Here is a 23,549-nt window from a genome sequence, read left to right as displayed (position 1 = left end):
GGTGCGATTTTGCTTGGCATAACGGACGGCCCGGTCGGCGCCGCCACTTGCTCAAGGGATCCGGACCGATGAACACTTCGCCGTTCGTGGACGAACATCACGCGGGACAGCGCATGCAGGGTGCCGAGGCCCCCCCCCACCTGACGGTCTCGCCGCTTCCGGTGATCGGCCGCACCCCCGGCGCCCGCAGGGCCACCGGGATCGCGCTCGCCTACGCCGTCGAGGATGCCGAGATCACCGGGTCCGACCGGTTCAGCCTGATCCTGGTCGATGCCGAGGGCGAGGAACTGCAACGCCTCGGCAGCTTCGACGAGGACGACGTGGTCGCGGTGTGGCGCGACATCGCGGCCCGCGCCGGTCTGGCGCGGATGATCGTCCGCGAGGACGGGGTGCGCGTCCCCGTGACCGAACAACTCGGCCGCGTGATCCTCGGTCGGGTGCGCATCCGGCGGCGCCATGCCGGGCTCGGCGGCCGCCGCCCGCGGTTCCTGACCCGCCGCAAGACCGGCCGCCTCCCGGCGCGGCCGCAGATCTTCCGCGGCGAGAACGAGATCATCGCCCGCACCTGACCGTTTCGGCGGAGCTCAGGCGAGACCGCGCAGCAGCGCGTCCGTGGCGAGGCCGGCGAACAGGATCAGGCCGGCATCCCGGTTCGACCGGAACAGCATCAGGGCCCCGCGCCCGTCACGCTCCTTGAGCGACCGAATCTGCCAGGCAAGATGTCCGGCGAAGGCCGCGACCCCGAGGAAGCCCATCAGGCCCGCCCCGGCCGCCCAGGCGGCGAGCCCCACGAACAGGGCCGCCAGGGCGTAGCACAGGCCGACGGCGCCTCTCACATGCCGGCCGAACAGGCGGGCGGAGGAGCGGATCCCGGCGATCTCGTCGTCCTCGATATCCTGCACCGCGTAGATCGTATCGTATCCGACCACCCAGGACAGCGCGCCCGCGTAGAGCAGCAGCGCCGGCGCATCGAGGCGGGCGAAGACCGCGACCCAGCCCATCAGCGCCCCCCAGGCGAAGGCCAGCCCGAGGACGGCCTGGGGCAGGGGCATGACGCGCTTCATGAACGGGTAGATCGCCACCGGGAGGAGCGAGCACAGCCCGACGAGGATCGCCTGCTCGTTGAACTGCAGGAGCACCGCCAGCCCGACCAGGGCCTGGACCATCAGGAACAGGGCGGCATGGCGCGGGCGGATCTGCCCCGAGGGGAGGGGGCGCAGGCGGGTGCGCTCGACCTGCGCGTCGAGGTCGCGGTCGGCGATGTCGTTGTAGGTCGAGCCCGCCCCGCGCATCGCCACCGCCCCGATCAGGAACAGCAGGCAGTGCCAGGGATCGGGGAAGGACTGGTCCGCCGCGATCGCCGCCAGCGCGGCCGACCACCAGCACGGGAGGAGCAGCAGCCACCAGCCCACCGGCCGGTCGATGCGCGCGAGGCGCAGATAGGGGCGCCACGGCCGCGGCGCGACCCGCTCGACCCAGTGGCCTGTGACGGCGTCGGCCGGGCGCCCATCCTCGATCGCCGTCCCGCCCGTCGGTGGCCCGCTCATCGGTCGGCTCTCCGGTCGTCCCGCATCTCGATCCTCCCCCGCCGCAGAGGGAGGATCCGCGCCGGATCCGTGAGCCTCGCAGACGTGCTTACAGAGCGCCCTGCGGCAGCTTGAAGCTGCCGGTCAAGCCCGGGCCTCCGAGCAGGCCGCCGCCGCCGCCATTGGCCTGCGCCTGAGCCTGGGCACGGGCCTGCGCCTCCATCTTGGTCGCCTGGGCGGCGACGCTGCAGATCTTGGTGCGGATACCGCTGACCTTCATGTGGTCGGCCTTGAAGCCTTCGGCGAAGGAATCCGGGATCGAGCACCATTCCTTGTTGGCGGTGATCCACTTCATGCCCTCGGCGCCGTTGGTCTGAAGCTTCCCGAACAGGGCGCAGGCTTCCTGCGGCGTCATCTTCTTCTTCGTCTGGGAGGCCGCATTGGCCCGCCCGACCAGCGCCTTGCGCTCGGCCAAGGTCTTCTGGATGGCGCCGCATTCCGGCGCGGCGCCCTGTGCGAAGGCCGCCGTCCCGAACAGGACGGTGCCGGCCAGCACCGCAGCCCCCAGACCCAAGCTCCTCTTCGCCATCCCGCGACTCCCTCGACGACCCTGCCGAATCCGCGTGCGGCCGGCTTCCTTCACGTAACTGTGGGTTCGCCATAGGAATGTGGCGTCAATCGAGCGGCAAACGGGCGACGCCATGCGGCTGTGGGCCCGGCGCGAAAAACCAGGCGTCGTAACCTTTTCGCAACATGTCGAGGGATCGGTCCCGCGTTGACAGGCCGGCGGCGCCGGGCGACCACGCCCGCATGCCGGCCTACGACTTCACTGCTCCACGCCTCCACGTGGCGGCCGATCTCGCCGCGGGCGTGATTCTGCCCCTCGACCGGGCGCAGGCCAACTACCTGCTCACCGTGCTGCGCCGCGGGCCGGACGATCCCGTCCTGGTGTTCAACGGCCGCGACGGCGAGTGGCGCGCCCGTCTGGTCCAGACCGGGCGAAAGGGCGCCGACCTGCACGTCGCCGCGCAGACCCGCCCGCAGCCCGCGCCCGCCGACCTCCATTACCTGTTTGCACCCGTGAAGAGTGCGCGTCTGGATTACCTCGCGCAGAAGTCGGTCGAGATGGGCGCGGGTACGATCCGGCCCGTCATCACGCGGTACACGCAGGGCGAGCGGGTCAACATGGACCGGCTGCGCGCCAACGCCGTCGAGGCCGCCGAGCAATGCGGCATCCTGGCGATCCCCGACTGTCCGGAGCCCGAACGGCTGCCCGAGGCCCTGGCCGGCCTCGCCCCGGAGCGGCTCCTGGTGTTCTGCGACGAGGACGCGCCCGTACGCGATCCGGTGCGGGCGCTCGCCGCGGCGGCCGATCCGCTTGCGCCGCCGCCGCTCGCCGTGCTGGTCGGCCCGGAGGGCGGCTTCTCTGCGGAGGAGCGGGACCTGATCCGAGCGCGGCCCAACACCGTCGCCCTCTCCCTGGGACCGCGGATCCTCCGGGCCGACACCGCGGCCGTCGCCGTCCTGGCCCTGGTCCAGGCGGTGCTCGGCGACGCCCGGTAACGGGGCATCCCCGTCCCGATCGATGTGTGCCGGCGCACATGAGGGGGGCCAGCCGGCGATTGTTTCCCGGGATGGGACGGGTCGAAGCCCGCCGGTTCACGGCGCCGCGTTGTGGGTTCCCGGCGCCTCGACTATGTCCGTGGGCGGACGCCGCCCGCGCCGCGCGCTCGTCGGGGTCGGGGGCGGGTGTCCGCCCGGGCCCCGTTCGTGAGAGCGGGGTGGACCGGTCGGACCCGCCGGAGCAACCCCGGCGCGCCTACATCATAGGCTCAGTTCAGACGCACGGGCAGGCAGCGCATGGCGCGCGACAGCAACGACATCACGCCGCTCACCACGCGCGCTGAACTGATCGAATGGTTCGCGGCGGGCGAGAAGCCGCGCGGGCGGTTCGCCATCGGGACCGAGCACGAGAAGATCCCGTTCTACCGGGACGGCCGGGACCCGGTTCCCTATGACGGGGATCGGGGCATTCGCGCCCTCTTGGAGGGACTCGCCCGGGAGACCGGCTGGGAGCCGATCCTCGACCGAGGCAGCATCATCGGCCTGGCGGCCGAGGAGGGCGGGGCGATCTCGATCGAGCCCGGCGGCCAGTTCGAACTGTCCGGGGCGGCGCTGCCCGACGTCCACGCCACCGCGGCGGAACTCGCGACCCATCTGGCGGCGACGAAGCGGGTGGCCGATCCCCTGGGCATCGGCTTCCTGACCCTCGGCATGAGCCCGCGCTGGCGTCGCGACGAGACCCCGGTGATGCCCAAGAGCCGCTACCGGATCATGGCGTCCTACATGCCGAAGGTCGGCTCCCTCGGCCTCGACATGATGCTGCGCACCGCCACCGTGCAGGTGAATCTCGACTTCGCGTCCGAGGCCGACATGGTGCGCAAGATGCGCGCCTCCCTGGCGCTCCAGCCGGTCGCCACCGCGCTGTTCGCCAATTCCCCCTTCACCGATGGCCGGCCGAACGGGTTCCTGTCGCGCCGCTCCGAGATCTGGCGCGACACCGACGCCGACCGCACCGGCATGCTGCCCTTCGCCTTCGAGGCCGGGTTCGGCTACGAGGCCTATGTCGACTGGCTGCTCGACATGCCGATGTACTTCGTGAAGCGCGGCGACATCTATCACGACGTCTCGGGCGCATCATTCCGCGACCTGATGGCTGGCCGGCTGCCGCAGCTCCCGGGGGAATACGCCACGGTGGCCGACTGGGCGAACCATGCCTCGACCGCCTTTCCCGAAGTTCGGCTGAAGCGCTTCCTGGAGATGCGCGGCGCCGATGTCGGCGACCCCGGGATGATCGCCGCGCAGGCCGCGTTCTGGACCGGGCTGCTCTACGACGAATCGGCCCTCGACGCCGCCCTCGACCTCGTGAAGGGATGGAACGCGGCCAGCCGGGAGGCCGCGCGGGCGACTGCGCCGCGCCTCGGGCTCGCGACCCCGGTGGCGAACACGACGCTCGGCGCGGTCGCGGCCGAGGCGCTGGGGATCGCCCGGTCCGGCCTGCGTGCCCGCGGCCGGCGCGATGCCGAGGGTCGCGACGAGACGATCTTCCTCCAGCCGCTCGAAGCGATCGTCGCGGCCGGCAGGACCCGGGCCGACGAGCTGCTCGCCGATTACGAGGGCCGCTGGGGCGCCTGCGTGCGGCCCGCCTTCTCGGAATGCGTGTTCTGAGGGCTGTCTGATGGCGTGATCGCAGGCGCGACTCAACGTCGCGCATGCTATCGGAACGGTCCGAGGCTCAGCCAGCCGCCAATTGGAGACCGTTGCATGATCCGCTTCACCGCCGCCATCCTGGCCGGGGTGGCATTCCTTCCGTTGAGTGCCGGTACCGGCTTGGCCGCCGACCCGCCGCTCGACGGTTATGGGCGCGCGCCGGTCGGCCAGAGCCGGCGCCCGGTCGGCGGTGACGTCACGCGGGTACCGCCGCGCTACAGCTACTACGGCGAGTACCAATACCCGGTGCCGTTCGGCTACGGTTACGCCTACGCGCCGGTACGCCCGCGGGGGTTCGACTACGGATACAACGGTCCGCGCTACAGCTGGTCCGACCCGGCCGGCTATTACGGTCCGGCCTTCGGTTCCTACGAGTGGTGAGTGCCGGCCGGTTTTCGCCCGCGAGACGATGGGCTGACGGGACGAGCGCTTCCCGGCGATTCCGCTTCCGCGGGCCGTCCGCTATGAGGCTCCCGGCGTCGGCCCGGCGGGCGGCGCGGGAGTTTGCCGTGTGCGGGACGAGCCGGACTGCATCGCCCTCGACCTGAGCGGGCTGAAATGCCCGCTGCCGGTCCTGCGGACCCGCAAGGCGCTCCGGCGCCTGCCCGCCGGCCGGTCCCTCGTGGTCACCTGCACCGACCCGCTGGCGATGATCGACATCCCGAACCTCGTGCGCGAGGAGGGCGCCCGTCTCGACGCGGCCGAGCGGCTCGGGGATCGCTTGCGCTTCCGCATCTCGCTCTCCGCGAAGCCGCCGCATTCCTGAACGATCCGTCAGGATCTGATGGGCGGGGTGGGGCCGGCATGGCATTGCGGATCGGGGGCGTGCGCCTCGTGCACGACGGCTGGGCACGCTTTCTCGTGGCCGAAGTGATGCAGGCGGACGGGACACGCATCACCCGGGAGATCGAGGATCACGGCCGGGCGGTCGCTGTCCTGCCCTACGATCCGGACCGGCGGGTCGCCACGCTGGTCTCGCAGTTCCGCGCCCCGGTCCTCTATTCCGACGGTCCGCCGACCCACCTGGAGGTGCCGGCGGGACTGCTCGACGAGGGGGCGGCCGAGGACGAGGCGCGGCGCGAGGCGATGGAGGAGACGGGTCTTCGCCTTGGTCCGCTCGACTTCGTCGCCAGCGCCTGGTCGATGCCCGGAATCTCCACCGAGCGGATGGACCTGTTCCTGGCCGCCTATGGGGCGCAGGACCGGACCGGGGCCGGCGGCGGACTGGCGGCGGAGGGCGAGGCGGTGGCGGTCCACGAGATTCCGCTCCGGGAACTCGCCGCCATGAGCCGCGACGGGGGGCTCAACGACATGAAGTCGCTCGCGCTCCTCTTCGCTCTGCAATTGCGGCGGCCCGATCTGTTCTCGGATGCCGGTTGAGGTTGGAGTCTCGTCCCGGGCGCGATTTCCCACGGTCCACGAACGGCTGGCGAGTCCCGGTCTTCACGGGATTCGGGCGATCCGACCCGCGCCCTCCCTCCCCCACAGAGCTACGCTATTCACAGATCGCCGGCCGAGACGCTCTCTCCTCCCCTGGGCGATCCCGGGCTTGCCCGGGATCGCTCGCGCTTGCGGGGAGGCGTTGTGAGGTGGGGGTGGTGCGGTGCCTTCTACACCACCCCCACCCCCGGCCCCTCCCCGCAAGGGGGGGGAAAAGGGGTCTGTTCTCATGATGTCGGTGTCAGACTGCGAAGCGTGAGTCCGGCAACCCACAGAGGGGGAGGGCGCGTGGGTCCGGCCATTGCCTGCATCCGGAACCGATCTATAAACCTCGCAATCCGCATCGTGGGAAGGGTGGGATGCCGGCGGGACGGCCACGGCCCTGTCGCGTGGCGCCCTCCGGGCCCAGGCGCTAGCCGTCGCGACGGGCGAGCCGGTCCCGGGCGACGATCCCGATGAAGCGCCAGGACTTGATGAAGTAACGGTGGAACAGCCGTCGCGGCGCCTGGAGGAAGCGGAAGATCCATTCGAGGCCGAGGCGCTGCATCAGGCCCGGGGCGCGGTTCAGGTAGCCGGCGGCGACGTTCAGCGCGTCGCCGACGCAGAACACCACAGGATCGCCCAAAGCCGCCCGATTCCGGTCGACCCAGATCTCTGATTTCGGCGCGCCGACGCCCATCACCAGCAATGTCGTCCCGTGGGCCCGGATCCGTTTCGCCAGGGTGCGGCTGTAATCCCGGTCGGCCTCGAAGCCGAAGGGCGGCACGGCGCTCGCCACCGCCCCGTCCGGCAGGCCCTGCGCCCGCAGGCGGGCCGCCAGGGCATCCGCCGCGTCCTGGCGGGCCGAGACCAGGAAGATCCGCCGGGCGAAGGCAGGCGGGTCGTTCAGGACACAGGCCAGGAGATCGTGGCCGGTCACCCGATGGACAGGCCGGCGGCAGGCCGCCCGCGCCAGCCAGACCAGCGGCATGCCGTCGAGGGTCCGGGCGGCGGCCCGGTGGTAGGCGTTGCGGAAGCCCGTATCCGCGCTGAGTTGGACGATGTGGTCGACATTGGCCGTCACGATCATGCGCGGCCCGTCGTCCCGCCGGGCCGCCACCGCGGCCACGATCGTTTCGGCACTGGCGGTGTTGAAGCGCAGGCCGAACAGTTCGACGGTTGGGCTCGTCAGGGCCGGGCCGGGGTGCCGGGCGGTGGGCAGCCGCAGGGTGCCCACATCCCGATGAAGCGCGTCCGCCGCGTCGAGGTCGAGTGCGAGAGGCCAGAACTTACGCATCGGCGGCTCGGAAGCTCGCGGCGGGACGGATGGTGGCGCGCTGCGTGCGGCGGCGGTCGCTGCCGGCGCCGAGCGCCAGGGCGATGGCGCCGCCGAGGAGCAGGCCCAGCACCAGGGCCACCGGCAGGACGATCTTCGGGGACGGCGGGAAGGTCCGCTGGCGGGCGGGGATCGCCGCCGAGATGATTCGGACGTTGGTGGTGTTGAGCCGCTCCTGCTCGCTCGCCTCGCGGGCACGCTTCAGGTAGGCCTCGTAGACGCCCCGGCGGGCTTCGAGGGTCCGCTCCAGCTCGCGCAAGCCCACATAGGCCCGGTCGCTGGACACCGTCTCGGTCTTGACCCGGTCGAGACTGGACCGGATTGCCGTCTCGCTGGCGGCGGCGCGGTCGTAGTCCTTCTGGGTCGTGTCGATGATCCGCTCCTTCTCGCGCTGGATCAGGCGCTGGAGATCGCGCTGCTGGGCGTATTGCTCGGCCATGGCCGGGTGACGCTCGCCGAGGCGGGTGGCGAGCTCGGCGGTGTTGCGCGACAGCGTCGCGTATTGCTGGCGCAGGGCCTGCATCTCCAGCGATTGCAGCATCTCCGGGAGCGCCGTGCTCGGGTCCGAGGAGCGCATCTTGCGGGCCTGATCGAGGCGCGACTTGGCCTCCGCGGTCTTGATCGAGGCCGTGACCAGCTGCTGGTTGAGGTCGCCGAGCTGCTGGTCCGTGAGGAGGCGCCCGCTCGACGCCACGAGCTTGTGATCCTCGCGGTAGCGGACGACCGCGCCCTCGGCCTGCTCGACGTCGCGCTTCAGGCTGGCGAGCCGGCCGGCCAGGGCGTCCGAGGCGCGCCGCGCGGTCTCGGTCCGGGCCGCGGTCTCCTCGGCGAAATAGGCATCGCCGACGGCGTTGGCGATCTGCGCGGCCTTCTCGGGATCGCGGGACTGCACCGAGATGTCGATCACGAAGGTCCGCTCGGCCCGGCGGACGCTGAGCCGGTTCTGGAGCGTGTCGAGGGCGATGTTGACCGGGTCCCGGCTCGCGGCCGGGGGCAGCATGCCGAGCGCGCCCTTGATCCAGTCGAGGGTCGGATTGTTGCCGTCCGGCAGGGCGAACTCGTCGTCCTGATCGAGGTGCAGCTTCGCGATCACCCGGCGCAGGACGCTGTCGGACTGGATCACCCGCACCTGGCTCTCGGCGATGGAGACGCCGCTATCCGCCTGGGGCTGGCGGGCGTTCACGTCGTTCTCGACGACGCGCAGGTCGCTCGGATCGACCAGCACCTGGATGCTGGACGTGTAGCGCGGCGGGATCAGGCCGAGCAGCGCCACCGCCACCGCGACCATGAACAGGGCGCTCAGGGCGATGAACCCGCGTCCCCGCCACAGGCGTCGCAGGATCACCTGGGGATCCGTTCGTGGCGCCGTCTCCGGAAGTACGATCCGGACTGGCTGCTCACCGCTTATTCGTGTCGAGAAGTCGAACATACGCCTCGCTCCCTGACCTGCTGGGGCGGACCCTGCCGCCCACCATCCCCGTCGCCGTCCTGTTCCCGTTCTGATCAGCTCCGTGCCGATCCGGGACAGGACACCGGCGAGAACGGTGTCTTCGACGGTACATGAGCAATCGGCATACCGACAAAGTACTCCCGCCTTGTTCCGGAGGCGGCACCAGCGCGCGCCTAGATTAAGCCCCCGGCGACGAATTGAAATCCCACACCTTTAAGGCGATAAACGCTGCGCTCTTGTCGGGGACTACGTAGGTCGCCTCAGCCAAAATCCGCGGACGCGACAACGGAATCCGCGGCGCCGTAGGCGGCGGGATCGCCCGCGAGGAAGCGGTGAAAGCGCACTTCGTCGCCGGCTGCCGCGGCGTTCCACCGCACCACGTTGTCCCGGCTGGCACCGGCCGCGCGGGCCAGGCCGTCCCCGGACAGCCAGGCCATCAGGGCCGAAGCGGCGGCGTCCGGCTCTTCCGGGCGGATCAGCAGGCCGGAGCGGCCCAGCACCTCTCGGAAGACGGCCTCGTCCGGCGCCACCACCGGCAAGCCGCCATGCTGGACCTCCAGCAGCGGCAGGCCGAGCCCCTCCGCCTTCGACGTCGAGAGCAGCACGTGGCACGAGGCCACGAGATCCCGCAGCGCGGCATCGGACAGGTAGCCGTGCCGGTGCAGGAAGGGCGGGGGATCGTCCAGGAAGGCGTGCCGGCCCCAGCCGACCCGGCCCACGAGGTGCAGTTCGGCCGGCACGCCGGCGCGGATCAGCGCCGCCGTCAGGGCGAGGGCGGCCGGGTAGTTCTTCCGGGGCTCGACCGTCCCGATGGCGAGGAGCCGCACCGTGCCGCCGTGCGCGTAGGGCGCCGGTCCCGAGAGGTCGCCCAGGCCGAACGCGTCGCGCACGGGCGGCCGCAACAACGCGACCCGGGCCCCGCGCGCACAGACGGCACGCACGGCCGCGCCGGTGGTCCGGCTGTTGACGAACAGGTTCGGGCACCAGCGCAGGGCCAGGGCGAAGCTCGGGCTCATGTAGAGCCGGCTACGCAGGCTCAGATCCTCCGGGCGGGTCAGGAGGAAGGTGTCGTGCACGTAGAGCAGGCAGCGGGACGCCGCGAGCGCGCAGAGCGGTCCCGGCGGAAAGCCCGGGAACAGGACGAGCGCGTCCCGGTCCCGAATTGCGCGCAGGGGGAGCGTGAGTTGCTGCGCGCCGATCATGCCCGGCAGCGATCGGCTGGTGACCGGATGGACCGCGTGCGGGGCGAGCCGCTCGGGGGCGAACAGGTCGAGGGTGACCCGCTCGATCCCGGTGACGTGGCCGCGCAGGTGCGTCTGGTCGAGATAGATCCGCCGGATCGCGCCCGCCGGTCCCGCGCTCACGGGGCGCTCCGGCGCAGCGTTCCCGCGAGGTAGAGGCAGCGGCGCACGAGGAGGGGCATCCGCCGCCCGAGGACCATCTGCTTGGCTCGGCGCAGCCGGCGCACCAGCGGCGGCGAGGCCGGCGCAACGGTTCCGGCTGTGCCCGCCTGCCGCTCGGCCGCGAACGGGAAATGGCCGAGCATCGCGGGGGCGAAACGCGGCCGCACCGTCACGTCCCCGAGCCCGTGCCGCCGCAAGACGGCCTCGAGGGACAGGACGGCGGCGGCCGGGCTGTAGCGGCTTTCCAGGGCGATCCGCGCGAAGGCGCCGAGCCGGGCGCGCGCCTCCGGATCGCCGACCAGCGTCGCCAGGGCCTCGGCGAGGGCGCCGGGCTCCATGGGCACGAGGCGGCCCGACACGCCGTCGATCACCGCGGAGGTGAGACCGGAGGTGCGGTAGGCCAGGGTCGGCACGCCGCACAGGCCGGCCTCGATCGGCGTCTGCCCGAGGGTCTCGTGCCGGCTCGCGGTGACGTGAAGGTCGCAGGCGCCATACCAAGCCGCGAGGGTGTCCTCGTCGGCGATCAGCCCCGGCGCGACCAGGTTGGCGATCCCGAACCGGGCGGGATCGTCGAGGCGGCCCACCGCCACGAAGCCCACGCCCGGCCGCGCCACCGCCTGCAGGGCCGCCCGCAGGTCCTGGAAACCCTTGTCCGGCCCGTCGACGATCACCGCGGAGACTAGGATCAGCACGTCGTCCGGCGGCAGGCCGAGCCTCCGGCGCAGGGCGTCACGGTCGCCCGGGCGGAAGACCGCGGTGGGGAAGGCGAGACGGATCGGCTCCGCCACGGTGCCGGGAGGGGCCAGCGCCCGGGCGCGCGCCAGAGTCCAGTCGGAATTGGCGAGCAGCCAGGGGCCGGCGGGGCCGGCGAGCGTCGCGCGCTTGCGGGCATGCATGCCGGCGATCCGGCCGGGGGCGAGCTGCGGGTACTCGTCGGGACCCGGACAGGCGGCGTCGCAGCCGATCGCGGCGCGGCCGCAATCCCGGGGATGGCAGCACCGGCCGGTCAGGGGGAACAGGTCGTGAAGCACCAGGGCGACCGGGCCGTGCCGCCCGAGGCGGTCGACCACGTCGAGGCTGCGCGTCGCCCCGTGCAGGTTGCCGGCGAGGACGAGATCGGGTGCGGCCGCCGCGACCGCCGCCTCGGCCCGCGGGAAGGCATCGGTCCACTCGGCCGCTTCCGGGCGGTCGCTCAGGATAACCTGTGTGACGCGATGGCCTGCGAGCGCCAGGGCTTCGGCCAGCCGCCGCTGCGCCACGCCGGCCCCGCCCTGCGTTCCCGTTCCGGTCAGAGAAACGATCGACAGACCGTCGGGCGCGGCTGATCCCTGCGTCAGCCTGTGCAGCAGGACCGGGCGGCCGACGCAGCTGCGGCGGCCATCCGGGATCGCCGACCAGGCCGCCGGGTCGAGCGTCCCGTCGGCGTCGAGGCGGGCCTGGGTGCCGAGGCCCGCGCGTGCCCAGAGCACCCCGCCATCCGCAACGTCGAGACCGCGGACCGCGTCGTCGAACAGGACGCGCAGGCCCGTCACCGCGGCGGCGCCCGTCAGCGCCGCCTCCAGCGCCAGGGCGATCAGCGCCCCGGGGGCGAGGAGGTCGCCCGAAGCGAGCCAGACGAGATGGTCGATACCCGGATCGGCCAGCATCCGCGCGACGGCCGGCCCCGCGTCATCGGGCGCCACGAGGTCGTGCCGGAGGTCCGGATAATCCTGGCGCAGGACAGACGCCACGGTCTCGCGCAGGTCCGCCCCGGCCCCGGCCACGGTGACGACGCGGATCCGCGGCCAGGGCCGCCCATCGGGCAGCGATGCCGGCCGGGCCGGGCCGGTGACGGCCGGTCCGAAGGGCCAGCCGGCGATGCCATGGGCCGGCGATGGCGGGGCGGGGGTGTCGGTCAAGGGGGCTCGGGCGGCGTGTGCGGCGGCAGTCTGGACGCGAAGGTTGAAGATTGCCTCTTGGGCATCGTCCCGAAGGATGGCGGTCAGTAGCGTGTCGTCACCGTGTTGAGCCAGTCCGGCGAGGCCGCGACGAGGGCCGCCTCCGTGCGCTTGTCGAGGCCGGTCAGCACCAGCAGGCCCAGGACGACGAGCACGGCGCCCAGGGCGGCCTTCGCGGCCCGGCCGGCCGAAGCGAGGCCGCCGCGCCACCGCATCAGCGCCTCGCGGGAGACGAAGCCGAGCAGCATCAGCGGCAGGGCGGCCCCGATCCCGAACGCCAGCATCGTCAGGGCGACGCTCCCGAGATGCTCGCCCCGCGCCGCCATCAGCGAGGCGGCCCCGAGGGTCGGGCCGACACAGGGGCTCCAGGCCGCCCCGAGCAGCAGCCCGACGGCGAACTGGCCGGGCAACCCGCCCGGCCCGGCGCCGCCGAACCGCTCCTCGGCCCAGGCGCCGACCGGTCCCGCCACGGTCGCGACCCGGGCCTGGAGCCGCGGCAGCATCAGCACGAGGCCCACGCTCACCATGAGGATCGCGCCGGCGCTGCGGAACACGTCCCCGTCGAGGCCGATGGCGAAGCCGACGGTCGCCACGAACAGGCCGATCGCCGTGAAGCTGATCGCCAGCCCCGCGGCCAGGGCCAGGGGCCCGAGCCGGTGCTCTGAGGCCGCGGTCCCCAGCACGATCGGCACCAGCGGCAGCACGCACGGGGACAGGATCGACAGGCATCCGGCCAGGAACGCGAAGCCCACCGTCCCCAGCATCGTCGGATCCTCCCGCATCGTCTTTGACGCGCAGGCTTCGCCGCGGGCAGGGCCGCCGTCAACGGGCCCGCGCGTCACGTTTCGCGGGAACCCTCCCGGCCGCCACGCACTTCGGCGCGAGACAGCGTGCCGCCGCGCATCGTCTGTCGGGAAGCCTTCTCGTGTCCGGCGGAGCCGATCGGTGACCATCTTCTTCACGGGCGACACCCATTTCGGCGATCCGCGGGCCCTGCGCTTCGACCACAGGCCCTATCCGGACCTCGCCGCTCACGATGCCGGCCTGATCGCGGCCTGGAACGCGACCGTGGCGCCCGGCGACACCGTCTGGCACCTCGGCGATTTCGCCCTCGGCCCGACCGGAACCCGCATCCGCGAGATCCTCGCCGGCCTCGCCGGCGAGAAGCATCTGATCGCCGGCAACAACGACGGGCCCGAGACCCTGGAGGCGCCCGGTTGGGCCTCGGTGCGCCACTACGCCGAGTTCGACGTCGAAGGCCGGATGGTGGTCCTCTGCCACTACGCGTTCCGCACCTGGAACGGGATGAGCCGTGGCGCTCTCAACCTGCACGGGCACAGCCACGGCAAGCTGAAGCCAATGCCCAAGCAATACGATGTCGGTGTCGACCCGATGGGCGCCGCGCCCGTGACGCTCCCCGCAATCCTCACCTCCCGGCTGCGCGGGAAGCGCTGACTCGGCCGGAACCTTCACCACAGCTTCACCGTTTCAGCGGACAGAAAGGGGCAGTCATGCGCTGCCCCGAGAAACCGGGCGGCGCCGACCCGGCCCGCCCTACCAACGCGTGTGTGAGTGTCCCCGTGAGAGCCAGTTCGGCTGCTCTTCTCCGTTGCCTCGCCGGCCCCCTGGCCGGCCTCGCCCTGACCTCCTCGGCGCTGGCCCTGCCGGCGTGCCTGGAGGCCCAGCGCAAGGTCGATGAGGCGAATGCCCTGCGCTTCCAGGCGCGCCAGGAGGCGCGGCTGGGCAACCATGACCGCGTCTGCGACACGCTCGACGAAGTCGGCGACCGCTACGACGACGCCCGTGATGCATTCGAACGATGCGGCGAGGGCGTTGTGGCGATTGACTTGCGGAGCGAGCTGCGGGGCCTGCGGATCGCCAAGAAAATCAACCGCTGCGACTGAACCGTGCGCATCCGCACATCGGGCCGCCCGCTTCCGCAGCATCGTCCTGTCATGCGCGACGCATGTCGCCCACAAGGTTTTGCACCGATGACCTCCGCCACGCTCCCGAACGAGACCGAATCGTCCGCCGTCCGGACCGGCCCGTCCTTTGCGGCCGCCCTGTGCGGCTTCGTCAGCACCACCGTCGCGGCGACGATGCTGCTGGTGCTGATCGGAGCGCTCTGATCACGGCGAGACCGACCAGAATCGCTGGCGGTTGAACAGGATCTCCTGCGCGGCCCCCTTGGGGGCGGAATCCGTGCGCCGGCCGCAATCCGGCTCCGGCGGCTTGGTGACCACCGCCAGGGCCGCCGGGACCGGCGGCGGCTTCAAACCGAAGCGCGCCTGAACCTCCGGTTGCCGAACGGCCGCGATGGTCAGCACGCCGACGATGAGACCGCCGGCCACGGTTCCGAGAAAAAAATTCAGCATTGCTGACCTGATTCGAGGCCGGACTCTGGGGCCACACAGTGTGGTCGTTGTCCAACCCGGCGTTATCATGGCCGACCCGACGCACACGCAGTCTTAACTCCTGGTCTGCGACAGCTAACGGCAAGCCTGCCCGGACGGCAGGACTGATGCCGGGGTCCGCACCGCCGATGAACAACGCCGCCAATGCTTACGCCAGAACCGCCCACAGCGCGCTGACGCCCCGTGAGGCCGAATCCCAGCTCCTGCTGAAGGCGGCTCAGCGCCTGCTCGGCGCCAGCCAAGCGCTCGATGCGGGGGAGAATGCCCGCCTCCATGAGGCGCTGTCGTACAACCAGCGCGTCTGGACGCTGCTGAGTTCGGAGGCGACCGCCGACGAGAACCCGCTCCCCGTCGACGTGAAGCAGGGCGTGGGGCGCCTGGGCGTGTTCGTCCTGCGCAGCTGCGTCGACACGATGATCGCGCCGACGCCGGAGAAGATCGCGACGCTGGTCTCGATCAACAATCACGTGGCTGCCGGCCTGCAGGGCAACCCGGGCTGAACCCCGGCGTCGCCTACGGGGCGTCCGTCGGTGCCGGAGGGTCCGACGGGGGCGCCCGGCCCGCGCTCTCCCACTCGACGAGCTTCCGGCTCAGCTTGAGGGCGCGGTAATGCTCGCCGGTCTCGACGAGCTCCGCGATGGCGGCGATCTGCGGCGCGGCCGCCGGTGCCTGCCGGATCAGGTCGGTGGCTTGGCGGAAGAACAGGTCGATCCCCTGAGCCGGGTCGTCGGCCAGGTAGATCACCGTCAGCGTCAGGTGGAGCTGCTTGCAGGCCGTATCGGCCTCGCTCTCCGTGATGATCTCGCTCTCGCGGAGGAACTTGCACTGCGTCTCGATCAGGAAGGTCGAGCGGCGGTCCCCGTTGCGCAACAGGGCGCCGTTGACGATCAGGCGCTCGAACGGCTTGAGTTCCAGGCGCAGGGGCATGGCGCGTTCCTTTCTAGAAGACGCGCCGATCTCATTCGCGAATCGTTAACGTTTCGCCAATCCCCGAGCTGTCCCGCTCGGTTGCATGCCGGCGAACCCGTGGTAAAACTCATACAAGTCGGACCGGGGCGCGGTCCTATGAGCAGGCCAACCGATGCCATCCATGCCGGCGAACCGGGCGATCTATCCGAGCCTCCGCGATAAGCGCGTGCTGGTGACGGGGGGGGCGTCGGGGATCGGCGAGGGCGTCGTCGAGGCGTTCGTCGCGCAGGGCGCGCGCGTCCTGTTCTGCGACATCGCGGATGGCGCGGCCGAAACTCTGCTCGCGCGCCTCTCCCCAGACGCGGCGCACGCGCCCCTTTATCGACGCTGCGATCTCACGGATGTCACGGCCGTGCGCGCACTGGTGGTTGAGGCCGAGGCCGCGCTCGGCGGCCTCGACGTGCTGGTCAACAATGCCGGCAACGACGACCGACACAAGCTCGACGAGGTCACACCGGCCTACTGGGACGATCGGATCGCGGTGAATCTGCGCCACCTGTTCTTCGCCGCGCAGGCGGCGGTGCCGGCCATGCGCCGCGCCGGTGGCGGCGCGATCCTGAACTTCGGATCGATCAGCTGGCATCTCGGCCTGAAGGACTTGGCAGTCTACCAGACCGCGAAGGCGGCCATCGAGGGGATGAGCCGCGCCCTGGCCCGCGATCTCGGCCGCGACGGTATCCGGGTGGCCTCCATCCTGCCGGGCAACGTCCAGACCCCGCGCCAGGAGACGTGGTACACCCCGGACGGCGAGGCCGAGATCGTCGCCTCGCAATGCCTCGACGGGCGGATCCAGCCGGCCGACGTCGCCGCCCTGGTCCTGTTCCTGGCCTCGGACGACGCGCGCATGTGCACGGGCCACGGTTATTTCGTGGATGCCGGCTGGCGCTGAGCGGGATCCGGCGCTGTTTCAGGTCTGTTTGCGTACGGTGCAGCCCGCGCGGGCAACCCACCCATTTTCCGTCCGGCAGGTTTCAAGGGTCCGTTTGCCTGCGCACTTGCCGTCGCGTGACGGTTTTGACTGACGTCGGTCCCAATCTTCTCCTCATCCTGAGGTTCTGCGCAGCAGCCTCGAAGGAGGCCTCCAGCAATCGCGCGACTGGCTGGAGGACCCCGCTCCGCCGTCTGAGGATGAGGTCGCGACGGGGGAAGACCCGTCAAACAAGCTTTAAAACCTAAGGCGGCGTGACCGCGTCGGCGGGCCCCCCCCGACCAAACGCGCCGGACCAGAAAACCCGGTCCGGCGCCATGACGAGCCTCAGTCGCAGGATTCCTTCTGCACCGTCTTGGAATCCCCCATGTCGTTCTCCTTACGCACCGTCTTGGTGACGCAGCCGTCGCCGTGGTCGTGAACGGTGACGGACTTCGATTCGGAGGCCGGGTGATCGACCACGACGGCGGGGCGGTCGCGCTCGATGACTGTGGTCTGAGCCTGCGCGGTGGCGCAGAGACTGAGAAGAGCGGCGGCGGCGAGCAATGTATTGCGCATGCTGGGACTCCAAGACCGTAATTCGGCACCGTGTAACGGCGATCCCAGCTTGAGCGTTCCGCCGATCGGGAGGCGTGTGTGGCGGACCGAACCCGTAAGGGAACTTGGCTCGGTCCGCGCGCCGTTCGGCAGTGAGGGATAGCCGGAGCGACGGCTCCATTGGGGCCGCGGCCCGATTCGGTTCAAGCCCGGGGGACTACGTGCGCCGCTGCCGCCGGCCCTCAGCCGCCCGTCATCGGCGGGAAGAAGGCGATCTCGCCGGCGCCCGCGATCGGCGCGTCCGCCTTGGCATGGACGCGGTCGACGGCGGCCCGCACCACGTCCGGATCCGCGAACGCGTAGGCGTATTCCTCGCCGCGCCCCCGGAGCCACGTCACGAGGTCGGCCACGGTGGCGACCGCCGGCGGCGGCGTCAGCTCCTCCTCGGGGCGGCCGATCCGCTCGCGGACCCAGGCGAAGTAGACGAGCTTCATCCGATTACACCGTGGCGAGGGGGGGATGCCGGGAGCGCGCGGTCCGCGACCCAAGCGATCAGCGCGTGTCGTCGATCACGTGCTTGATCCCGGCACGCATGTAGTCCCAGCCGGTCCAGATCGTGAGCGCGGCGGCAAGCCACAGCAGCGTGAGGCCGATCCGCTCCGTCCCCGGGAGCACCGTCTCGCCGGCCGGGCCGGCCACGAGGAAGCCCAGCGCCACCAGCTGCACGGTCGTCTTCCACTTGGCGATCTTGCTCACCGGCACGCCGACCTTCAACTCGGCCAGGTACTCCCGCAGGCCGGAGACCAGCACCTCGCGGCACAGGATCACGATGGCCGCCCAGACGCTGGATCCAATGATCGTGTGGTCCGCCGCCAGCATCAGCAGGCAGGCCGAGACCAGGAGCTTGTCGGCGATCGGGTCGAGCATCCGACCGAGCGCGGAACTCTGATGGTAGGTCCGCGCGACATAGCCGTCGAGATAGTCGGTGATCGCGGCCACCACGAACACCCCCAGCGCCGTCCACCGGGCGGGGTTGGAATCGGGCCAGAACAGCAGCGCGACCATCACCGGCACCGCGACGAGGCGCCCGTAGGTCAGGCAATTCGCGAGCGTCCAGGCCGGCGACCGTCGTCGGGGAAGGACGGCGTTCATCGTCGGGGTGAAATCAGAGCGCGGCCCGGGCGTCAACGTCTCGGTGCCCGGCTCGGCCCCGGCGGCGGGGGTCTCAGGCGCCGGCATGGAAGAAGTCGTAGACCGCCCGCGCGGTGGCGGCGTTGACCCCCGGGGCCTTGGCCAGGTCCTCGAAGGCGGCGCGCTCGATCGCCTTGACGGTTCCGAAATGATGCAGCAGCGCGCGCTTGCGGCTGGGACCGATGCCGGCGATCTCGTCCAAGGGATTCTTCACCATCTCACGCTTGCGCTTGGCCCGATGGCTCCCGATGGCGAAGCGGTGGGCCTCGTCGCGGAGCCGCTGCACGAAGTAGAGCGTCGGGTCGCGCGGCGGAAGCTTGAACGGCGGCCGGCCGGGCACGAAAAACGTCTCGCGGCCGGCATCCCGGTCGCGCCCCTTGGCGACGCCGACGAGCGGCACCCCCGAGACGCCGGCCGCGTCGAGGGCGGCGCGGGCCGCGTCGAGCTGGCCCTTGCCGCCGTCGATGAGGACCAGGTCGGGCCAGGCGGGGAAGGCGTCGCCATCCTCGGACGGTGCCGGCACGGGCTCCGGCGCGCCGCCCTCGGCGGCGGCCGCGCCGGCCTCCTGCGGCGTGCGCGGCGCCTCCTTCACGAGCCGCTTGAAGCGGCGCTGCAGCACCTCCCGCATCATGCCGTAATCGTCACCCGGGGCGAGTTCCTCGGACTTGATGTTGAACGTGCGGTAATGCGTCTTCATGAAACCCGTGGGACCGGCGACGATCATGCCGCCGACCGCGTTCGTCCCCATGATGTGGGAATTGTCGTAGACCTCGATCCGGCGCGGCGTGTCCGCCATGCCGAAGGCCTGCCCCAGGGCCGCCAGCAGCTTGCCCTGCGAGGCGGTGTCGGCGAGGCGCCGGGCCAGGGCCTCCTTGGCGTTGCGCTGGGCGTAGTCGACCAGGTTCTTCCGCTCGCCCCGGCTCGGCCGGTGGAGTTCGACCCGGTACTCGACCCGGCTCGACAGGGCGGCGGCGACCAGTTCCGCGTCCTCGATCGCGTGGCTCGTCAGCACCGTGCGCGGCGCGGGCTTGTCGTCGTAGAACTGGCCGATGAACGAGCCCAGCACCTCGTCGGGGGTCATCGAGCGGTCGGCCTTCGGGAAATAGGCGCGGTTGCCCCAATTCTGGAAGTTCCGGAAGAAGAACACTTCGATGCAGAACTGCCCGGCCTGCTCGTCGAGGGCGAACACGTCCGCCTCCTCAACCCCCTGCGTGTTGACGCCCTGCACCCCCTGGATCGCCGAGAGCGCCGCGATCCGGTCGCGGTAGCGGGCGGCGCGCTCGAATTCCATGGCTTCGGAGGCGTCCTGCATCTCGGCGCGCATCCGATCCTTCACGGCGTTGGACTTGCCGGCCAGGAAAGCCCGGGTCGCATCCGCCATGGCGCCGTAATCCTCCGGGGTGATCTCCCCCGTGCAGGGTCCGGAGCAGCGCTTGATCTGGTAGAGCAGGCAGGGCCGGGTGCGGTTCTCGTAGTAGCTGTCGGTGCAGGTGCGCAGCAGGAAGGCACGCTGCAGGGCGTTCACCGTCCGGTTCACCGCCCAGACGCTGGCGAAGGGCCCGTAATAATTGCCCTTCCGGCGCCGGGCGCCGCGGTGCTTGACGATCTGCGGGGCCGGGCCGTCGTCGGTCACCAGGATGTAGGGAAACGACTTGTCGTCCCGCATCAGCACGTTGAAGCGGGGCTTCAACTGCTTGATCAGGTTGGCTTCGAGGAGCAGCGCCTCTGTCTCGGTCGCGGTGGTGACGAATTCCATCGCCGCCGTCTGCGAGATCATCCGGGCGATGCGGTTCGAGTGCGCCTGGCCCCTTGCATAGGAGCCGACCCGCGCCTTCAGGTTCTTGGCCTTGCCGACGTAGAGGACGTCGCCGCGGTGATCGAACATGCGGTAGACGCCGGGCGAGGACGGCAGCGTCGACCAGAAGCGGCGAATCACCTCGGTGCCGGCCTGGACGGCGCCGGGCTCGAAGTCGAAATCGATCTCCGGGGCGAGATCGTCGGACAGCGGCGCCTCGGGCGCGTCGGCGGTTTCGTCCCGCTCGGCGTCGCGACCGTCGTCGAAGGTGTCGGGGGGCAGGTCTGAGAGGGCTCTGCGGTTCATACCGCAGATCTAAGCGTTCCCGCGCTGAGCGGGGACCGGGGCGGCGAAGAAAATTCGCGCTCTCCCGTCCGGGGGCGACGAATCAGTCGAACAGCGAATCGATGTCGCTCTGATCGACGTGGCCGGGATCGTGGTCGAGCTTCGGCCCGTTGAGGAGCGAGCTCTCGTCGTCCAGGGCGGTCGAGACCGGCATGACGGTGATGAGTTCCTTGAAGCTGTCCAGCTCCGACCACGTGGTGATGAGCCGGTCGAGGTGCTCCTCGATGAACTTCATCACGCCGACGATCTTGGTGATCCGCTGCCCGGTCAGATCCTGGAAGTTGCAGGCCTCGTAGGCGGAGATCACCCGTTCCAGGATGACGTCGACATGCGCCTTCATGCCGGGCGGCAGCGTCGCCGCGTTGAGCATGCCCGCATGGATCTCGATTTCCTCGACGGCGCCGAGGAGCTTCGTCGTCGCGCGCTCGGTGGAATCCACCACCGCGTCGAGCTCGTCCGCGGCCCGGCGCATGCCCTTGCCGGTGTTCTCGGTGCGGTGGAGCGTCGCCAGTTCCGACTTCGTCCGGGTGATCGCCTCCTTCATCACGTCGAGTTCGGTCCGCATGGCAAGCGCTTCATGCAGCTCGCGGCGGCAGGATTCGATGGTCTCGCTCGCGCTCATCTGCGTGACGCGGCGCAACTCTTGAATGGCGGAGAAGATATCCTCCAGCCGCTCGGTCGACGCGGGAAGCCCCGGTGTCGGCGGTGGCGCTCCGGGAAGCCCGAGGCTGTCTTCGATGCGATAGCGCTTCTGAGTCATCGTCCGGGCGTTGGCGTTCAGGATTCGTCGTCGCGACTGTCTACCATATCGGTTAGCGGACTGTGACTGCCAAGCTTGCGCGGAGGTCGTCGGCGCGCTTTCCTGGCGCCGGGTCCGCGTGCGGCGCAGCAGCCGGCTGTTTTACCGGCGATTCACGCTGATGGGCATGGATCCGGGACGGCCGGGCGCCCGGAGCGGATTTACCACGTTCCTTCACCTGATTCGGTGGCGTTCGGCCGGATCGTGCCCGGGCCGGGGTCGGATGCCCCGGGGCGGGAGCATGGTGCGATGCGGGGTTCAGTCCGTCTGTGTGTGGGGGCCGCGGCGGCCGTCTCCCTGTGGTGCGCCCCCGCCGAGGCGCAGCAGGCGCGCTATGCCGAGGGCGGTTACGGCGGCGGCCTGATCGAGTATCTCGTCACAGGTGCCGGCGGAAGCGGCGGCCGGGCCGGGCCGCAGCGTTACCCTGCGGCGCCGCGATACGCGTCCCCGCAGCCGATCATGGCCCCGCAGCGGGTCGCGGCCTATTCCGGCGATTTGCTGCCCGCCGAGCCGGAGCCCGCCCAGGCCTATGCGGCACTAGCCCAGGCCTATGGTGCGCCTCCGGCCGCGGTCTACGCTGCGCCCCGTGCCGAGGGCGGTCGGATCGCCCGCGTCGTGGCGCCCGAATTCCAGCGCCAGGAGGTCGCGTTCGCCGGGCCGCAGAGGCCCGGGACGATCGTGATCGACACCTCCGGCAAGCACCTCTATCTCGTGCAGCCCGGCCAGCGGGCGCTGCGCTACGGCATCGGCGTCGGCCGGCCCGGCTTCGCCTGGAGCGGGCTCAAGACCGTCAGCCGCAAGGCCGAGTGGCCGGACTGGACGCCCCCGGCCGAGATGCTGGCCCGCCGCCCTGACCTGCCGCGCCACATGGCGGGGGGGCCCGAGAACCCGCTGGGCGCCCGCGCCCTCTATCTCGGCTCCTCGCTCTACCGGATCCACGGCACGAATGAGCCCAACACGATCGGCCAGTCGGTCTCGTCGGGCTGTATCCGGATGATGAACGACGACGTCGTTGATCTCTACGAGCGCGTCCCCGTCGGGACGCGGGTCGAGGTTCTCTGAGCCGCGTTCGACACCATCAAGGTCCAACGCGATCGAAGGAGGTCCGGCCGCACAACGGCGGGATCTCCGAGGCCGACAGCGGGCCGCTCAGGTCCAGTCGCTGTCGTCGCCGCCGCCGAGATCGCCGCCCGGGTCGCCGAAGCTCGCATCCTGGAAGTCGCCGCCGCCGCCGCTGTTGTCGAGGGCCGAGCCGAGATCCTGGTTGCCGCCGTCACCGTAGTAATTGTTGACGACCGTCTCGCCCCCGCCGCCCAGGCCCGCCGCCGCGGCGCTGCCGAGGCTGGAATGGCCGCCCGCGAAGGCGTTCGAGAGGGCGCTGCCGAGCAGCATCCCGCCCGCCGCGCCGGCCGCCATGGGGAGCGCCGAGGCGAGGAACCCGCCGCCGCGCGCCGGAGCCTGCGGCTGGCCGCCCCAGGGGCCGCCCTGCTGCTGCGGGTAACCCTGCTGCGGGTAGCCCTGCGGGGGATAGCCCTGCGGCGCGCCGCCCGCATTGCCCCAGGGTTGGCCTGCGGGGCGCTGCTGCCCGTAGCTGGGCTGCGGCTCCTGGCGCTGGCTGCCGCCGCCACCGAAGATGCTCGACAGGAAGCCGCCGCCGCCGGAGGGCTGGGCCGAGGCCGCCTGGCCGCGGGCCTGCTCGAGCTGCTGATTCAGGCTCTTGATCGCCTCTTCCTGCACGTAGATCAGCTGCGCCATCGCGTAGGGCGCATAGGGCTGCGCGCGGATCTTGTCGGCGATGAAGCGCTCGGCCTCGGCGTCGCGGGGCTGAGCCTGGGCCTTCTCCAGCCGTTGAAAGATGCCGGAAATGACGTCGCGTTCTTCGCTGTTCATGGAGTCGTCCTCCTCGAATAACGCCCGCGGGCCCGAACGCGCCGCATGGCCGACACGACATGGGTGCCCGGCGACGCTTTGTCAGGGGCGATGGCGAAAACTTCATTCCCGTGCCGAAAACGCGAGAAGCCCGGCCGCTAGGCCGGGCTTCTCCGTGTCGTCGTAACCGGGGGCGCGGCCGAAGCCGCGCCGGTAGCGGGTCTTAGTACGAGCCGAACTTGTAGTTCAGGCCGGCGCGGACGACGGCGAACTCGTCGGAGCGGCGGCCGATGCCGCTGCTGTAGACGGCGGGGAAGTTGCTGGCGGCGTTGATGACGAACGCGCCCTGGTTGCGGGTGTT

General features: G+C 71.0%; 27 protein-coding genes and 1 pseudogene. 12 read left to right on the top strand and 16 right to left on the bottom strand.

The features are described 5' to 3' along the window. Nucleotides 1-113 precede the first annotated feature (113 nt). A complete protein-coding gene (locus tag MKK69_RS10985; RefSeq protein WP_243967907.1) occupies nucleotides 114-569 on the top strand; it encodes a DUF6101 family protein in 456 nt (151 codons plus the stop codon). Nucleotides 570-584: 15 nt separating this feature from the next. Here the strand turns inward: MKK69_RS10985 and ubiA are convergent, their stop codons facing one another. Beyond that, a complete protein-coding gene (gene ubiA / locus MKK69_RS10980) occupies nucleotides 585-1,547 on the bottom strand; it encodes a 4-hydroxybenzoate octaprenyltransferase (RefSeq protein WP_243967854.1) in 963 nt (320 codons plus the stop codon). 88 nt (nucleotides 1,548-1,635) lie between these two features. After that, a complete protein-coding gene (locus tag MKK69_RS10975) occupies nucleotides 1,636-2,115 on the bottom strand; it encodes a hypothetical protein (protein ID WP_243967853.1) in 480 nt (159 codons plus the stop codon). A gap of 221 nt (nucleotides 2,116-2,336) precedes the next feature. On the opposite strand from MKK69_RS10975, the gene MKK69_RS10970 reads away from it, so the two are divergent. The 5 genes from MKK69_RS10970 (at nucleotide 2,337) to MKK69_RS10950 (ending at nucleotide 6,176) form a co-directional block, all read left to right on the top strand. Continuing rightward, entirely contained in the window at nucleotides 2,337-3,089 is a 753-nt protein-coding gene (locus MKK69_RS10970; RefSeq protein ID WP_243967852.1) for a 16S rRNA (uracil(1498)-N(3))-methyltransferase, read from the top strand. Nucleotides 3,090-3,386: 297 nt separating this feature from the next. Next, nucleotides 3,387-4,754: a glutamate--cysteine ligase gene (locus MKK69_RS10965; protein WP_243967851.1), complete on the top strand. Its 1,368-nt coding sequence runs from the start codon at nucleotides 3,387-3,389 to the stop codon at nucleotides 4,752-4,754. A gap of 96 nt (nucleotides 4,755-4,850) precedes the next feature. After that, entirely contained in the window at nucleotides 4,851-5,177 is a 327-nt protein-coding gene (locus tag MKK69_RS10960) for a hypothetical protein (RefSeq protein ID WP_243967850.1), read from the top strand. 130 nt (nucleotides 5,178-5,307) lie between these two features. Further along, the gene (locus MKK69_RS10955) at nucleotides 5,308-5,562 is read left to right on the top strand and encodes a sulfurtransferase TusA family protein (protein ID WP_243967849.1); all 255 of its coding nucleotides are present in this window, start codon (nucleotides 5,308-5,310) and stop codon (nucleotides 5,560-5,562) included. Nucleotides 5,563-5,600: 38 nt separating this feature from the next. After that, complete coding sequence (locus tag MKK69_RS10950) at nucleotides 5,601-6,176, top strand: NUDIX domain-containing protein (protein WP_243967847.1); 576 nt, start codon at nucleotides 5,601-5,603, stop codon at nucleotides 6,174-6,176. Nucleotides 6,177-6,648: 472 nt separating this feature from the next. Here MKK69_RS10950 and MKK69_RS10945 read toward each other — a convergent pair whose 3' ends face one another. From MKK69_RS10945 to MKK69_RS10925, 5 genes are all read right to left on the bottom strand, one after another. Then, nucleotides 6,649-7,512: a WecB/TagA/CpsF family glycosyltransferase gene (locus MKK69_RS10945; RefSeq protein WP_243967845.1), complete on the bottom strand. Its 864-nt coding sequence runs from the start codon at nucleotides 7,510-7,512 to the stop codon at nucleotides 6,649-6,651. Continuing rightward, nucleotides 7,505-8,896 carry a GumC family protein gene (locus tag MKK69_RS10940; protein WP_243967844.1) on the bottom strand — a complete coding sequence of 464 codons (1,392 nt, stop codon included), beginning with the start codon at nucleotides 8,894-8,896 and terminating at the stop codon, nucleotides 7,505-7,507. Before MKK69_RS10940 ends, MKK69_RS10945 begins: the two co-directional genes overlap by 8 nt. 365 nt (nucleotides 8,897-9,261) lie before the next feature. Further along, nucleotides 9,262-10,365, bottom strand: coding sequence for a glycosyltransferase (locus MKK69_RS10935; protein ID WP_243967843.1), 1,104 nt, complete (start codon nucleotides 10,363-10,365; stop codon nucleotides 9,262-9,264). Then, on the bottom strand, nucleotides 10,362-12,302 hold the full coding sequence (locus MKK69_RS10930) for a glycosyltransferase (protein ID WP_243967842.1): 1,941 nt from the start codon (nucleotides 12,300-12,302) through the stop codon (nucleotides 10,362-10,364). The genes MKK69_RS10935 and MKK69_RS10930 overlap by 4 nt, the downstream gene beginning before the upstream one ends. Before the next feature lie 83 nt (nucleotides 12,303-12,385). Further along, nucleotides 12,386-13,105, bottom strand: coding sequence for a cytochrome c biogenesis CcdA family protein (locus MKK69_RS10925; RefSeq protein WP_243967841.1), 720 nt, complete (start codon nucleotides 13,103-13,105; stop codon nucleotides 12,386-12,388). 181 nt (nucleotides 13,106-13,286) lie between these two features. Between MKK69_RS10925 and MKK69_RS10920 the strand changes: the two genes are divergently transcribed. The 3 genes from MKK69_RS10920 (at nucleotide 13,287) to MKK69_RS10910 (ending at nucleotide 14,470) form a co-directional block, all read left to right on the top strand. Continuing rightward, the gene (locus MKK69_RS10920; protein ID WP_243967840.1) at nucleotides 13,287-13,796 is read left to right on the top strand and encodes a metallophosphoesterase family protein; all 510 of its coding nucleotides are present in this window, start codon (nucleotides 13,287-13,289) and stop codon (nucleotides 13,794-13,796) included. 125 nt (nucleotides 13,797-13,921) lie between these two features. Beyond that, a complete protein-coding gene (locus MKK69_RS10915; RefSeq protein WP_243967839.1) occupies nucleotides 13,922-14,245 on the top strand; it encodes a hypothetical protein in 324 nt (107 codons plus the stop codon). 87 nt (nucleotides 14,246-14,332) lie between these two features. Then, nucleotides 14,333-14,470 carry a hypothetical protein gene (locus MKK69_RS10910; RefSeq protein WP_243967838.1) on the top strand — a complete coding sequence of 46 codons (138 nt, stop codon included), beginning with the start codon at nucleotides 14,333-14,335 and terminating at the stop codon, nucleotides 14,468-14,470. On the opposite strand, the gene MKK69_RS10905 is transcribed toward MKK69_RS10910, so the two are convergent. Beyond that, the gene (locus MKK69_RS10905) at nucleotides 14,471-14,716 is read right to left on the bottom strand and encodes a hypothetical protein (RefSeq protein ID WP_243967836.1); all 246 of its coding nucleotides are present in this window, start codon (nucleotides 14,714-14,716) and stop codon (nucleotides 14,471-14,473) included. Between the two features lie 146 nt (nucleotides 14,717-14,862). On the opposite strand from MKK69_RS10905, the gene flaF reads away from it, so the two are divergent. Then, on the top strand, nucleotides 14,863-15,255 hold the full coding sequence (flaF, locus tag MKK69_RS10900; protein WP_243967835.1) for a flagellar biosynthesis regulator FlaF: 393 nt from the start codon (nucleotides 14,863-14,865) through the stop codon (nucleotides 15,253-15,255). A gap of 13 nt (nucleotides 15,256-15,268) precedes the next feature. On the opposite strand, the gene MKK69_RS10895 is transcribed toward flaF, so the two are convergent. After that, nucleotides 15,269-15,682, bottom strand: a complete 414-nt coding sequence (locus MKK69_RS10895) for a flagellar biosynthesis repressor FlbT (protein WP_243967834.1) — start codon at nucleotides 15,680-15,682, stop codon at nucleotides 15,269-15,271. 154 nt (nucleotides 15,683-15,836) lie between these two features. On the opposite strand from MKK69_RS10895, the gene MKK69_RS10890 reads away from it, so the two are divergent. Continuing rightward, nucleotides 15,837-16,613, top strand: coding sequence for an SDR family NAD(P)-dependent oxidoreductase (locus MKK69_RS10890; RefSeq protein WP_409564797.1), 777 nt, complete (start codon nucleotides 15,837-15,839; stop codon nucleotides 16,611-16,613). Nucleotides 16,614-16,979: 366 nt separating this feature from the next. On the opposite strand, the gene MKK69_RS10885 is transcribed toward MKK69_RS10890, so the two are convergent. The 5 genes from MKK69_RS10885 to MKK69_RS10865 form a co-directional block, all read right to left on the bottom strand. Then, nucleotides 16,980-17,210 (bottom strand): hypothetical protein, encoded by a 231-nt coding sequence (locus tag MKK69_RS10885; protein WP_243967832.1) that lies wholly within the window; start codon nucleotides 17,208-17,210, stop codon nucleotides 16,980-16,982. A 221-nt stretch (nucleotides 17,211-17,431) separates the two neighbouring features. After that, a complete protein-coding gene (gene moaD / locus MKK69_RS10880) occupies nucleotides 17,432-17,683 on the bottom strand; it encodes a molybdopterin converting factor subunit 1 (protein WP_243967831.1) in 252 nt (83 codons plus the stop codon). 58 nt (nucleotides 17,684-17,741) lie between these two features. Then, nucleotides 17,742-18,341 (bottom strand): CDP-diacylglycerol--glycerol-3-phosphate 3-phosphatidyltransferase, encoded by a 600-nt coding sequence (pgsA, locus tag MKK69_RS10875; protein WP_243967905.1) that lies wholly within the window; start codon nucleotides 18,339-18,341, stop codon nucleotides 17,742-17,744. A 73-nt stretch (nucleotides 18,342-18,414) separates the two neighbouring features. Beyond that, a complete protein-coding gene (uvrC, locus tag MKK69_RS10870; protein ID WP_243967830.1) occupies nucleotides 18,415-20,481 on the bottom strand; it encodes an excinuclease ABC subunit UvrC in 2,067 nt (688 codons plus the stop codon). A gap of 82 nt (nucleotides 20,482-20,563) precedes the next feature. Next, nucleotides 20,564-21,280 (bottom strand): protein phosphatase CheZ, encoded by a 717-nt coding sequence (locus MKK69_RS10865; protein ID WP_243967828.1) that lies wholly within the window; start codon nucleotides 21,278-21,280, stop codon nucleotides 20,564-20,566. Nucleotides 21,281-21,568: 288 nt separating this feature from the next. Here MKK69_RS10865 and MKK69_RS10860 point away from each other — a divergent pair, with 288 nt between their 5' ends. Beyond that, nucleotides 21,569-22,381 (top strand): L,D-transpeptidase, encoded by an 813-nt coding sequence (locus MKK69_RS10860; protein WP_243967826.1) that lies wholly within the window; start codon nucleotides 21,569-21,571, stop codon nucleotides 22,379-22,381. An 87-nt stretch (nucleotides 22,382-22,468) separates the two neighbouring features. Here the strand turns inward: MKK69_RS10860 and MKK69_RS10855 are convergent, their stop codons facing one another. Together MKK69_RS10855 and MKK69_RS10850 are read right to left on the bottom strand one after the other, a co-directional pair. Next, a complete protein-coding gene (locus tag MKK69_RS10855; RefSeq protein WP_243967825.1) occupies nucleotides 22,469-23,209 on the bottom strand; it encodes a DUF2076 domain-containing protein in 741 nt (246 codons plus the stop codon). Nucleotides 23,210-23,411: 202 nt separating this feature from the next. Then, nucleotides 23,412-23,549: pseudogene (locus tag MKK69_RS10850) on the bottom strand (porin family protein); the annotation flags it as partial.

The sequence above is a fragment of the Methylobacterium sp. J-026 genome (assembly GCF_022829585.1).
Classification (GTDB): Bacteria; Pseudomonadota; Alphaproteobacteria; order Rhizobiales; family Beijerinckiaceae; genus Methylobacterium.
This window is presented reverse-complemented; position numbering and strand designations above follow the sequence as displayed.